The organism is Pseudomonas sp. HP_08, assembly GCF_055284095.1.
The window spans coordinates 312826-325930 of the sequence record NZ_JBTOQC010000023.1 but is presented as its reverse complement, the minus strand read 5'-3'; the positions used below and the strand labels follow the sequence as shown (position 1 = coordinate 325930).

Here is a 13105-nt window from a genome sequence, read left to right as displayed (position 1 = left end):
ATATGCACAATGGTAATTATTAACAGGTCAGACAGGTTCCACGCTGGCCCAATAACGGCTCAGGTAACGCACTTTGACCGGCAAGGTCTTGCTCAGGTTTTCCAGCACCGTGTCGGTGTCATCAAGGCGAAAGGCGCCGGAAATGCTCAGGTGCCTGATCGACTCGCTGCAACGCAGCACGCCCGGGCGATAGCGGCTCAGCTCAGCGAGAAAGTCGCCCAGCTTCCAGTCGTTGACACTCAACATGCCTTGCTCCCAGGCGGTCGAGCCTGGCGCCAGGCGCTCAGGCGCACTGACCTGGTTGCGATCAAAGGTGACCTGCCAGCCTGCGAGCAAGCGGCCGGTGTTATGGATACTTTGCAGCGGGCGCACCTGCACCGCGGCGTCCAGCACGCCGACGCGGGTTTTGCCGGCCAGTTGCCGGACAGTGAATTGCGTGCCCAGCGCCAGGACGCTGCCCTCTTCGCTCAACACCATGAAGGGCCGTTGCGCGGCATCTCTGGCGGTCTGCACCAAGATTTCACCTTGATACAACTGGATCAGCCGCTGCTCGGCGTCGAAACGGATATCGACGGCAGTGTCGGCATTGAGCACCAGCCGCGAGCCGTCTTCGAGTTGCAGGGTGCGGCGCTGGTTGCCGCGGGTGTACTGCTGAGCGAGCAGCGCCTGATACGGCACATACCCGGCCGCCAGCCAGCCGGCGCCACCGAACGCCAGCAGCAGCGAAAGCACCTTGAGTACGTCGCGGCGTTGCGCTTTCGCCGCGCCCAGGCTGGACAAGGCAGCCTGCTGCGGCACGCGCGACCACTGCTTCTGCAGAATCTCGACCCGCTCCCAGGCGGCTGCGTGCTGCGGCGATGCCTTGAGCCACCGCTGCCAGGCCTGGATGCACGCCTCATCGACAGCCTCATCGTTGAGCTGCACATACCAGGTGGCGGCGGCTTCCAGGGTCTTGAGGTCCGGCCCTGCATTCATGGGGTGTCGACCAGCAACAGGCAACGGGTCATGGCGCGGATGAGGTGATTCTTGACCGTGGTCACCGACACACCAAAGCGCTCACCCACCGCCGCATAGGTCAGGCCTTCAAGCTGCACCGCCAGAAAGATCTCGCGGGTGCGACTGCCCAGCTCATCGAGCAAGCGGTCGACCTCCACAAGCATTTCAATGATCGACAGGCGGATTTCCGGCGACACCTCGACAGGCTCCGGTTGCAGGGTCAGGGCGTGCAGATAAGCCTGCTCGATGGTGCGGCGACGGGATTTGTCGATCAGCAACGAACGCGCCACAGCGCTCAAATAGCCGCGCGGCTCGCGGATCGGCCCGGCATTGCGCGCGGTCATGACTTTGAGAAAGGTGTCCTGCGCCAAGTCCGCCGCATCGGCCGAATTACCCAGCCGCACCCGCAGCCAGCCCTTCAGCCAACTATTGTGGTCGCTGTAAAGCTGGTGCATGGCCGAAGGTTCGAGGGTCGACATGAGAGACGCTGCCAGACGTGAATAATAATTGCTCGCATTGTCGACAGCCTGAAGGGTTTATGCAAGCAGTCTGCAGCGTCCGGTTTACCGGGATATGTCAGCCATGCGCCAAGCGCTCTAGCGTGCGCATTTCAAGAAAATTCACATTTCCTAACATTAGCTCTAAAGCTGAAACGATTAAGGTCGATAGCCAGCTATCGATCACTCAATAAACGGCCTCCCCCATGAATTTGAGAAACCTCAACATCGCTCCGCGATCACTGCTGTGCTTCGGCTTTTTTGCCATATTGATCACCGCCCTCGGGCTGTTTTCGCTGTACCAGGCGTCAAGACTCAAGGACTCGCGTGAAACCCTGCAAAACCAGGTCATGCCGGCAGGTCAGGCCATCGCCAACATCGAAAGCGACCTGCTGACCATCCGCCTGGGCAATACCAATTTGCGCATCGCGCAGAATCCTCAAGCCCAGGACCTGGCGCGCCAGCGTATCAATCAGGGGCGTACCGACCTGCAAACCGATGTGCGCAAGCTCAAGCCTTTGCTGACCGATGATGCCGGGCAAAAGGCCTACCAGCAGATGGAAACCGACCTCAACGCTTACCTTGGCGTGCACACCCGCTATCTGGAAGCGGTCGAGCAAAAGCGTGAGGACCTTGTCAGCGCCCTGTCCAGCCCGTCCGGCGAGCAGACTCAGGCGGCTAACCGCCTGACCCAGGATATCCAGACCATCAACCAACTGACCGACGCCATGCAGGCGCGCTCCGATGCCGTGGCCGAGCAGACTTACTCCCAGGCGCGCTATGTCACCATTGCCGCGATTCTGCTCGCGCTGGCCGCCACCTTGATCCTGGCGGCGCTGTTCACACGTAGCCTGGTTGCGCCGATTGCCAAGGCGCTGGCCGTGGCCGAACAGATTGCCGGCAATGACCTGAGCAAACCGATCGACGTCGATGGCCGCGATGAACCGGGCCGCTTGCTGGCCGCCTTGTCGGTGATGCAACAGAACCTGCGGCGCACGCTGGGTGAACTGGGCGACTCGTCCAATCAACTGGCGTCTACATCAGAAGAAATGACCGCCGTGACGGAAGATGCCCTGCGCGGCATTCAGCGCCAGAACGACGAAATCAACCAGGCCGCGACCGCCATCAATCAGATGAGCGCCGCCGTCGAAGAAGTCGCGCGTAACGCGGCACTGGCGTCGGACGCCGCCCAGGACTCCAGCGACTCGGCCAGAAACGGTCGCCAGCGCGTCGGCGAGACGGTCACTGTCATCAACGAACTGCACGACGCCGTCGGCAACACCGCCACCGAAATCGATGGCCTGGCCGTGCAGGTGCAAAGCATCAGCGGCGTGCTGGATGTGATTCGCGGCATCGCCGACCAGACCAACCTGCTGGCGCTCAACGCCGCCATCGAAGCGGCACGGGCCGGTGAAGCGGGTCGCGGCTTTGCCGTGGTGGCCGATGAAGTCCGGGCGCTGGCGCACCGTACCCAGCAGTCGACCGCCGAGATCGAAAGCATGATCGCCTCGATCCAGAGCGGCGCCAGCAAGGCCGTAAGCGCCATGGGCCTGAGCAGTGAACGTGCGCGCACCAGCCTGACCGTCGCCGAAGCCGCCGGCCAGGCCCTGGCCGAAATCACTGCGGCAATTGCGCAGATCAACGAGCGCAACATCAGCATTGCCTCGGCCACTGAAGAGCAGGCGCAAGTGGCGCGTGAAGTGGACCGCAACCTGACCAGCATCCGCGACCTGTCGCTGCAAAACTCGGCCGGCGCCAACCAGACCGCCGCCGCCAGCGGCGAACTCTCGCAACTGGCCGTGGGGCTCAATCAGGTGGTCATGCGTTTTCGCACGTAACCTGCGCTAAACAAGCACTGTGCCAGGGAGGCGCAGCCGCTTACTCCATCTCAAGCTTGACCGGCTTGTCCTTGTGCAACACCTCGAATTTTGCCGCCTTCTCGTTCCAGACCACCACGCCTTTGGTCTCGGTCATTTGCGGCCCTGAACCGACATAGCGGAAATCGCTCATGAAGATCAGATTGCTGGAGGCCTTGTGGGCGCCCTCTTCGGTCGAGGCTTCATTCATCGGCGCCTTGTAGATCTTGCCGTTGTTGGCATCGATGAACAGCGTCGCGGTACACCCCGATCCGCAGCCATAACGAGTCACCACAAAGTGCCCGGCAAAATCAGGCTGTTGCCCGACCACAGCCTCTACCGCTTCCTTGGACTTCCAGTATTTGGCAGTCTCCGGGCTCGACTTCCAGTCGATCTGGCCCAGTGCCTTGCTTGAGACGGTCGAGGCAGGATAAGCCTCGAAACGGTAGCGCTGCTCAGCGTGCACGGCGGCTGCGCTCAGCACGCAACCTGACAACAGCACACCACTCAGAAATCCTTTCATTTGATCGATCCGGCGTATTGAAGAGCTGCGCACGGTATCGCAGGGCAGGCGCGGCTGACAATCGGGTGGCTTCAGCTACCCTATGCCCTCTCCAACTTCCAGCAGCGAGTCGTTCTTCAATGAATATCCAATCCAGCAGTCTGGCCGTTTTGATGCTCGGTGTTTGCAGTGCGGTTCAGGCCCAGGAACCGCTTTCCCATCTCGACAAGGTTCAGCAAGCCGGGCAGTTGACGGTGTGTACCACCGGCGATTACAAGCCCTACACTTTTTTGCGCGAAGACGGCGAGTACGAAGGCATCGATATCAGCATGGCCCGCTCGCTGGCGCAAAGCCTGAATGTGCCCGTCAAATGGGTGCCGACCACCTGGAAAACCCTGATGCCGGATATGCAGGCGGGCAAGTGCGATATCGGCATGGGCGGTATTTCGGTGACGCTGGAACGGCAGAAGAAAGCGTTCTTCAGCAGTGTGCTGGATGTGGATGGCAAGATTCCGTTGGTGCGCTGTGAGGACCAGGCGCTGTACCAGACGGTCGAGCAAATCAATCAGCCTGCGGTGCGCCTGATCGAACCCGCTGGCGGCACCAACGAGGCCTTCGCCCGCGCCTGGCTGCCCAAGGCGCAACTGGCCTTTCATGACAACAACACCATCTTCCAGCAACTGTTGAACAAGCAAGCCGATGTGATGATCACCGATGCTTCCGAAGCGCTTTATCAACAGAAGCGCCTGCCGGGGCTGTGTGCCGTCAACCCGTCGCGCTACATGCAGTACGGCGAAAAAGCCTATCTCTTGCCGCGCGATGACATCGCCTGGAAAAGCTATGTCGACCAATGGCTGCACCTGAGCAAGGCCACCGGTGCGTACCAGAAAGTGTTGGGCGAATGGCTGGCGTTGCCGAATCAATAAAACAAAGACATCAGACAACCGTAAAAAATACGAAACGATTCCATCGTCAAGCGGTCACCAAAGACAGCGCAATCTTATTCGTGACTGCGACAGTAGAGCGCTTGACACTTATAGGGAAATCATTGGTTACATCTAGAAATGAGTCTGCTAACATCGTACGACCCGTGATGAGCAAGCGATCAAAAAGTATCGCATCTCTGTAAATGGACCGGTCCGCTGCAGGCGGACCGGCCACTCCGATGCAAACGAATCACAATGAGAGCAGCCCTCAAGGCCTGCCAGCCCCTGTTACGAATGCCCGCGCCTGCGATAACGACTCACATCGTTTGTCCGTGTTTCCGTTTGCCCTGAAAAAGGTGGCAGGCCAGGCATTCGCAACCTGAAGCCAGCAACGTTTACATCCATAGAGCACTGTGTCGTCCGGGATTTTCTTGTGAGCCGTCATAGGTGGTCCCTGTATGTTGTTGAACAAGCCGACATCACGAAGGAAGTTTCTGCTTTCTTCCCTGATTGCCTTGCCTGCGCTGGGCGTGACCGTAAAGGGGCTCAGTGCCGCAGTGGCGGCCGACATGGTTGCGCCAAGCCTTGAGTCCTACTCCCCCACGTTTTTCAGCCCGGCCGAATGGGCCTTCATCATGGCTGCGTGCAACCAGCTGATTCCTGCCGGCGGCCGTGGCCCTGGCGCGCTGGAAGCGAACGTGCCGGTGTTCATGGACCAGCAACTGGCCAGTGACCTGGGCAGCGAAATCTATCTGGAAGGTCCCTTCGACCTGAATGCGCCCAAGACCCTGGGCTACCAGATTCCTTACCGTCCGCAGGACATCTATCGCAAGGGCATCAAGGCCGTCGAGGCCTGGTGCAACGAGAACCTGAACGGCAACTTCGCCGCCCTTGAGGCCGCCAAACAGACTGACGTGCTGAAAAAGCTGCAGGCGGGTGACCTCAAGTTCAATGCTTTCGGCGAGGACATTCTCAAGTCGCCGATGTTCTTCTCCGAAGTCCTGTCGCTGGCCCAGCAAGGCTATCTCTCCGACCCGATCTACGGCGGTAACAAGGGCATGAAGTCGTGGATCGCCATCGGCTTTCCCGGCGCACGCGCCAGTTACCTGGAGTGGGTTGCGCAGCACAACGTGGCGTACCCGCTGGGCCCTGTAAGCATCAGTGGCGAGCGCGGCTGACCCCTTTCGTAAGCGTTAGAGCGAGCAAGATTTTTATGGCAACTATTACCAATGACGAAGTCGACGTTGTCGTCGTCGGCCTCGGCTGGGCAGGCTCGTTGATGAGCATCGAACTGGCCCAGGCCGGTTTGAAAGTCCGCGCCCTGGAGCGCGGCGAAGACCGCAACAACGCCGACTTCATGTACCCAAAACCGGCTGATCAGTACGCCTACGGCGTGCGCAACAAGATCATGGTCACCCCGAAGGATGGCGCGCTGACCGTGCGCCACAACATGAGCAGCACCGCGCTGCCGACCCGCAAGTGGGGCGCGTTCGTGCCTGGCACCGGCGTTGGCGGCTCGGGCCTGCACTGGACCGGCGTACTGATTCGTCCGACGCCCATCGACATCAAGCTCAAGACTTACGCAGACCAGGCCTACACCAAAGGCATCCTGCAAGAAGACATGCGCATCGGTGACTACCCGTTCACCTGGGACGAGATCGAGCCGTACCTCGACCGCTTCGACAAGATCTGCGGCCTGTCGGGCAACACCGGCAACCTCAACGGCAAGATCATCGAAGGCGGCGACCCGTTCGAGGGCCCGCGCTCCAGCCCGTTCCCGCTGCCGGCACTGGAAGACACGCTGAACTGCTCGATGTTTGCCGAGGCTGCACGCAAGCTGGGCTATCACCCGTTCCCCAACCCGTCGGCCAACGTTTCGCGCGCCTGGACCAACCCGTACGGCAACCAGATCGCGCCGTGCAACTACTGCGGCTATTGCAGCAAGTACCCGTGCCTGAACTACTCCAAGGCCTCGCCGCAAACCGCGGTGATGGACGCGCTCAAGCGCATGGACAACTTCGACTACAAGGTCAACGCCAACGTCCTGAAAGTAGAACTGCACCCGGACGGCAAGACTGCGCGCGGCGTGACCTACGCTGACGGCGACGGCAATCTGGTGTTTCAACCGGCCAAGATCGTCGTGCTGGCGGGCTTCCAGTTCGTCAATGTGCGCCTGATGCTGCTGTCCGGCATCGGCAAGCCGTACGACCCGATCACCGAGACCGGCACCATCGGCCGTAACTATGCGTACCTGAGCGTGGGCGCCAGCACGCTGTTCTTCAAAGACAAGAACTTCAACCCGTTCGCCACCGCCGGCGCCACCGGGCAGATGTTCAACGATGTCTCGCCGGGCAACTACGACGGCGCAGCGCTGGGCTTCATTGGCGGCGCCAAGATTCACAGCTCGCAAGCCACCGGCACCCCGATCGGCACCTCGCTGCCCGCCGGCACGCCAGAGTGGGGCCAGGGCTGGAAAGACGGCATGGCCGACTGGTACGGCCATTCGATGAAGGTCAGCATCTCGACCGGCTGCATGTCCTATCGCGACCACTATCTGGACCTGGACCCGACCTACAAGGATCCATGGGGCCAGCCGCTGCTGCGCATCACCTTCGACTGGAAACAGAACGAGCTGAAACTGCAGCAGCACCTGCGTGGCATCGTGCAGAACATCACCAAGGAACTGGGCCCGGACAGCGTCTCGGAAAGCTTCCTGGGGCTAGATTCGCACTGGGACATCACCAAGTACGTGTCGACCCACAACGTCGGTGGCGCGGTGATGGGCGAGTCGCCAAAAACCAGCGCCCTGAACCGCTACCTGCAAAGCTGGGACGTGCACAACGTGTTCGTGCCGGGCGGTAACGCCTTCCCGCAGAACTTCCAGGCCAACCCGACCGCACTGATCGGCGCGCTGACGCTGTTCGCGGCGCAGGCCATCAAGGATCAGTACCTGAAAAACCCTGGCCCGCTGGTGCAGGCATGAGGAGCGAGAAAGTGAAGTCCAAATCCCGTTCCCTGCTGATCACGTTGATCGTGATCGGCGTCGTGCTGGCGCTGCTGGGCTGGCTGGTTGCAGGCCTGCTCAACCGCTCGGGCGATGCCAGCGCGAAACTGTCGCAACCGGTCACGCCCGAGCTGATCGCCAAGGGTGAATACCTGGCCCGCGCCGGTGACTGCGTGGCCTGCCATACCGCGCACAACGGCCAGCCGTTTGCCGGCGGCCGTGGTATCGAGTCGCCGATCGGCACCATCTACGCCACCAATATCTCTTCTGATAAAGAGACCGGTATTGGCGGCTGGAGCTACGGCGAGTTCGAACGCGCCGTACGTCGCGGCATCGGTCATGACGGTAGCGCGCTGTACCCGGCGATGCCCTTCCCGTCCTATGCGCGCACCAGCGACGAAGACACTCAGGCGCTGTACGCCTACTTCATGAACGGCGTGGCGCCGGTCAAGCAGGCCAACAAGGCTCACGATATTCCGTGGCCGCTGTCGATCCGCTGGCCGCTGGCCTACTGGCGCACGCTGTTTGCGCCAACGCCGGAAAAAGCTGCTGTGTCGCTCAAGGCCTCGACCGAGGGTTCTGAAGCACAGGTCGCTCGCGGCGCGTATCTGGTGCAGGGCCTGGGCCACTGCGGTTCGTGCCATACACCACGCGCATTGACCATGCAGGAAAAGGGTCTGGATGAAAAAGACCGCGACTACCTGACCGGTAGCGAACTCAACGGCTGGACTGTTCCTGCCCTGCGCGGCATGCAGCATTGGTCCAAGGAAGAGATCGTCGACTACCTGGGCACCGGCCGTAACGCCAAGGCTTCGGTCGGCGGCGAAATGACCGACGTCGTTGCCAACAGCACCTCGCACATGACCGACGAAGACCTGAGCGCCATTGCGCTGTATCTCAAGTCGCTCGACGGCCACAAAGCGCTGTACACGCACACACCGCAAAACAGCGAAGCCACCACCGCCAAGCTGACCGCTGCCAAGGACCTGAATCTGGGTGAGCGTCTGTACCTGGACAACTGTGGTGCCTGCCACTTTGTTGCCGGTAACGGTGCCTCGCGGATCTTCCCGCCGCTGGACGGCGCGTCGATCATCAACGCCGACAACCCGACCGCACTGATCCACGTGATCCTCGCCGGTACTCAGACGCCGTCGACAGAACGCGCCCCATCGGTGCTGCCAATGCCGGGCTTCGCCTGGCGCCTGGACGACAGCGAGACCGCCGCTTTGGCGACCTTCCTGCGCCAGGGCTGGTCGAACAGCGCCAGCAAGGTGTCTGCCGATCAGGTCAAAGCCATTCGTGCCAGCCTGAATGCCGGTCACGACACGGCCAAGACCACGCTTGAGCCGTCCAAAGCCCAGCAGTAAACGCTGAATGGATCTGGCCACGCCTGTGGCCAGATCTTGCACCGTTACAACACCCTTTCCCGCGCCCACGCCACCAGTCGATCTGCCGTCATGGGTCTTGCCACGTAATAGCCTTGTATCTGGTCGCAGCCCCATTCCTTGAGCCGGTCATACAGCTCGGCCGTTTCCACCCCTTCCGCCACGACTTGATAACCGATGGTTTGCGCCAGCTGAATGATCGAGGTCACTACCGCACGGTCCTTGTCATTGCGGCAGGCATCGCGCATGAACGACTGATCGAGCTTGACCGTTGTCGCCGGCAACATGCGCAAGTACGTCCAGTTGCTGTAGCCGGTGCCGAAATCGTCGATGGCCAGGCGAATACCACAGTCGCGGGTCCGCTCAAGATTTGCCCGGGTCAGCTCAGGGTTGGTGATCAACGCGCTTTCAGTGAACTCCAGCTCAAGCAGGTGCGGCTCGATGGTCTTCTCGCGCAGCAGGCCGATCAACAGCTCGACAAACGTCGAGTCGGCCATGTCCGCTGCCGACACATTGATCGACACCTGCCACTCATAGCCCTGCACCTTCCATTCGGCGAGTTGCTCCAGCGCATGCCGTGCCACCCACGCGCTGATCTTGCGGATCAGCGCGGTCTTTTCTGCCAGCGGAATAAACTCTGCCGGGCTGATCAGCCCCAGTTCCGGATGCCGCCAACGCAACAAGGCTTCGACGCCGCACAGCTTGCCAGTGAGTGCCGCGACCTTGGGCTGATACTCCAGATAAAACTGGTCCTCGCGCTCCACCGCTTTCGACAGCGATGTCAGTAAGGTAAAGGCGCGCACCTGAGCGCGGTCCAGCTCCGGCTCGAAATACACCCAGCCCTTGCCTGTAAGCCGCGCATGATCCGCCGAGCTGACCAGGCAGCGCAGCCAGTCCTCGTGCCAGTCATTGCGCGTGAGCCGCAGCATCCCCAGGCCCGCACGCGGTTGCAAGGGAATGCCAGAGCACTCGATGGGCTGCTCGATTTCACGCGACAACTGCTCGATCAACTCGTTGATATCGCCCACGCCGGGAATCATGAAACCGAAACGGGTCGGGCTGATCTTGTACAAATCACGCTCGCCGATGATGCGCTTGAGCTTGTCCTTGAGCAGCAGCATCACCTGGGCTGAAAACGGGTAGCCCAGCGATTTGACGATCTCGTTGAGAAACGCCGGCGAGATCATGTCGGCGGCAATCACCGTGACCGGCTCGTCGCGATGCTTGAAGGCCTCGACGTCCTTTTCGAACTTGATACGGTTGAACAGGCCGATGCTGCCGTCGACATAGCTGCTCTCGCGCAGGTCGCGGATGCGCAGCATGACGATGCGAGCGAGTTGTTTGAGTGTGTCTTGTTGTTCGGGGGTCAGGCTGGGGCGAGGTTTGGTGTCGATGATGCAGAACATGCCCAATGTCAGGCCTTCGGTGGTAACGAGCGGGTAGCCTGCGTAAAAGCGGATGCCTGGGTTACCCAGTACCAGCGGGTTGTTGCGAAAACGGGTGTCGCTGGTGGCGTCGGTGACTTCGAAGAAATCATCTGCGATTACGGCGGTGGCGCAGAACGAGTCGATCAGCGGGGTCTGAGTGCAATCCATCCCCGCGTGCGCCCAGAACCACTGCCGGCTGTTTTCCAGAATCGAAATCAACGCGATCGGCACGGAGAAATGCGCAGTGGCCATACCGATCAATTCGCTGAATACTTCGTCCTTGATGCCCTCGAAACAGGCCAGTGCGCTCAAGGTTTCCTGGCGCAAAGGTGTGTTCGACAGCGGATGTGTTTCGTCCTGCACGTACAGATACCTCGTGGCCTGTTGCTATCAAGCTTCTACTCTAAAGGATTGCGCAAGGCTTTAGAAAACCCTTCCAGACGCAATGCACCTTCGATGCGATTGACCTTGCCATTGCAAATGCCTTTTTCAAACGCAACAAACAGTTAACTTCACTTTTACAATCACCTGTATATAATCGCCGCTTCCGTTGGGGAGTAACCTGCTGGCGAGCAATCGCGAGCGTTCGTATCAACATTCTCGGCCCTAGTCAGCCGTGGTACGAACACCTTTTTAGGTTGGTGAGACCAACGACATTGCACATGCCTAAAGCCGGGCGCGTGTCTTTGTCGTTGACTCATAGCCCGGCTGGACGTAATCCGTGAACCCGATTTCCCTCATATTTCTCGCCCTCGCGATGTCTACGGACGCCTTCGCAGCCGCCATCGGCAAAGGCTCCGCACTGCATAAACCCCGTCTTTCTGAAGCGTTACGCACTGGCTTGATCTTCGGTGTGATCGAAGGCATTACCCCACTTATTGGCTGGGCTATCGGCCAGGCGGCAACCGCCTGGGTAGAAGACTGGGATCACTGGATCGCCTTTACGCTGCTGGTCGTTCTGGGTCTGCACATGATCTACAACGGCGTGAAGGAAGACGACGAGGAAGAGGAGAAAACCGGCCAGCATTCGTTTTTTGTTCTTGCCGTCACAGCTTTCGCGACGAGCATCGATGCGTTGGCTGTTGGCGTTGGCTTGGCGTTTGTCGACGTCAATATTCTTGTAGCGGCAGCGGCGATTGGCCTGGCCACGATGATTATGGTGACCATTGGTGTGATGCTGGGGCGAGTGCTGGGGACTATTGTCGGCAAGCGAGCGGAGATTATTGGCGGGGTCGTACTGATGATTGTGGGTGGGACGATTCTGTTTGAGCATTTGACGGCGTAACAGTTGCCGAGAGCCGGCTAACCGAGCTTAGCGGCTCTCGCACAGGCCTATACGCCAGGCAGCCTGACCTTTTTTCAATTCAAAAATACCGGGCCAAAGAAATCAATCAGTTACGCACTGCCTGCAAAAAAGGGTTAAAAGCCCATTTGCCCAAGATTTCTCTTTGAAAGCGGGACCTTATCGAGCAAAGTGTCTACTTCACTGCCGCATAGGCAGCTCAGAAATGGACGAACACCTGCTGGGTGTGGCGCGCCTGCTTCACTGCCGCATAGGCAGCTCTGAAATTTCTGTAACATAGAGAAAAGGCCAGTTTGGTAGTCCAAGCTGGCCTTTTTATTTCTACTGAATGATCGATCTGATCACATCCTTATTCTGTTGCTGCTGCCCCTGCTGCGGCCGCTGCTGTTGTTGCTGGCGCTGGAACTGCTGCATCTGTTGTCCCTGCCGAATGATGTCGTCAGTGCTGCTGCCCGAATTGCCCTGATTGAAGGCGTTGGGCGGCGCAACATAGTTGCCGGAGTTACGCGGCTGACGCTGCTGCGCAGTACGCTCTTGAGCGCGTTGCTCACGAGCGCGCTGTTGTTGCTGTTGCTGCAACTGCGCTCGCAGCTCTTGCTGACGTTGCTCTTCAGCGCGTTGCTCACGTAATTGCTGAGCGCGCAGATCCTGTTCTTCACTTCTGCGTCGTGCTTCAAGTTCCTGCTGTTCGGCACGCGCACGGGCCTGTTCCTGACGAGCCTGATCGGCGGCGGCCTTACGCTGAGCTTCGGCTTGCAAACGCGCTTGCTTGTCGTCTTCAGCTTTTTGCAAGCGAGCCAGCTCACCTTGCGCTTGTTGCTTCAGAGTCAACGCTCGCGGTTCGTTGCGGTCTTTCTGCAAAGCCAGATCAGCATTGTCGATAGCGCAGCGATAGTCCTTTTTGCTCAAGCAAGTCTTGCCGGTCGCAACGGCTTGATCGATCACTTGCTGATTATGTTTGTTGCCAAGTTGAACAAGGCCATAGAACGCAACGACCAGCAAAGCCACTAATCCCAGCACTATCTTTTTCCAGCGCCCTTTGGGTTTTGCAGGCACTGGGACAGGCGCTGGAGTGGGCGGCACAGGAGCAGGTGCCGCAGCCGGTACCACTACAGGCGCTGGCTGCACTGTCGCAGGCGCAGCACTGGGTGTAGCGGCTGCAACGACAACCGGCTCAGCTGCAGGCGCCGCCGGTACGACCCGAAGCGT

The 13105-nt window shown here is 59.8% G+C and carries 11 protein-coding genes; 6 read left to right on the top strand and 5 right to left on the bottom strand.

Going from position 1 to position 13105, the window contains the following annotated elements; translation table 11 throughout:
- Positions 1 to 27 precede the first annotated feature (27 nt).
- Positions 28 to 975 carry a FecR domain-containing protein gene (locus tag ACYAS9_RS20345; RefSeq protein WP_463570083.1) on the bottom strand — a complete coding sequence of 316 codons (948 nt, stop codon included), beginning with the start codon at positions 973 to 975 and terminating at the stop codon, positions 28 to 30.
- Positions 972 to 1475: a sigma-70 family RNA polymerase sigma factor gene (locus tag ACYAS9_RS20340; protein WP_463570082.1), complete on the bottom strand. Its 504-nt coding sequence runs from the start codon at positions 1473 to 1475 to the stop codon at positions 972 to 974. Before ACYAS9_RS20340 ends, ACYAS9_RS20345 begins: the two co-directional genes overlap by 4 nt.
- A 224-nt stretch (positions 1476 to 1699) precedes the next feature.
- Between ACYAS9_RS20340 and ACYAS9_RS20335 the strand changes: the two genes are divergently transcribed.
- A complete protein-coding gene (locus tag ACYAS9_RS20335; RefSeq protein WP_463570080.1) occupies positions 1700 to 3331 on the top strand; it encodes a methyl-accepting chemotaxis protein in 1632 nt (543 codons plus the stop codon).
- 40 nt (positions 3332 to 3371) lie between these two features.
- Here ACYAS9_RS20335 and ACYAS9_RS20330 read toward each other — a convergent pair whose 3' ends face one another.
- A complete protein-coding gene (locus tag ACYAS9_RS20330) occupies positions 3372 to 3872 on the bottom strand; it encodes a hypothetical protein (protein WP_463570079.1) in 501 nt (166 codons plus the stop codon).
- Between the two features lie 119 nt (positions 3873 to 3991).
- Between ACYAS9_RS20330 and ACYAS9_RS20325 the strand changes: the two genes are divergently transcribed.
- The 4 genes from ACYAS9_RS20325 (at position 3992) to ACYAS9_RS20310 (ending at position 9148) form a co-directional block, all read left to right on the top strand.
- Complete coding sequence (locus tag ACYAS9_RS20325; protein ID WP_463570078.1) at positions 3992 to 4777, top strand: transporter substrate-binding domain-containing protein; 786 nt, start codon at positions 3992 to 3994, stop codon at positions 4775 to 4777.
- A 458-nt stretch (positions 4778 to 5235) separates the two neighbouring features.
- Positions 5236 to 5955: a gluconate 2-dehydrogenase subunit 3 family protein gene (locus tag ACYAS9_RS20320; RefSeq protein ID WP_459741706.1), complete on the top strand. Its 720-nt coding sequence runs from the start codon at positions 5236 to 5238 to the stop codon at positions 5953 to 5955.
- Between the two features lie 35 nt (positions 5956 to 5990).
- Complete coding sequence (locus ACYAS9_RS20315) at positions 5991 to 7760, top strand: GMC family oxidoreductase (RefSeq protein ID WP_463570077.1); 1770 nt, start codon at positions 5991 to 5993, stop codon at positions 7758 to 7760.
- A gap of 71 nt (positions 7761 to 7831) precedes the next feature.
- Positions 7832 to 9148 (top strand): c-type cytochrome, encoded by a 1317-nt coding sequence (locus ACYAS9_RS20310; RefSeq protein ID WP_463570225.1) that lies wholly within the window; start codon positions 7832 to 7834, stop codon positions 9146 to 9148.
- A gap of 44 nt (positions 9149 to 9192) precedes the next feature.
- Here ACYAS9_RS20310 and ACYAS9_RS20305 read toward each other — a convergent pair whose 3' ends face one another.
- Complete coding sequence (locus ACYAS9_RS20305; protein ID WP_463570075.1) at positions 9193 to 10956, bottom strand: sensor domain-containing phosphodiesterase; 1764 nt, start codon at positions 10954 to 10956, stop codon at positions 9193 to 9195.
- Between the two features lie 358 nt (positions 10957 to 11314).
- Between ACYAS9_RS20305 and mntP the strand changes: the two genes are divergently transcribed.
- On the top strand, positions 11315 to 11878 hold the full coding sequence (gene mntP, locus ACYAS9_RS20300) for a manganese efflux pump MntP (RefSeq protein ID WP_463570074.1): 564 nt from the start codon (positions 11315 to 11317) through the stop codon (positions 11876 to 11878).
- A gap of 339 nt (positions 11879 to 12217) precedes the next feature.
- Here mntP and ACYAS9_RS20295 read toward each other — a convergent pair whose 3' ends face one another.
- Entirely contained in the window at positions 12218 to 12916 is a 699-nt protein-coding gene (locus ACYAS9_RS20295) for a hypothetical protein (protein WP_463570073.1), read from the bottom strand.
- Positions 12917 to 13105 lie beyond the last annotated feature (189 nt).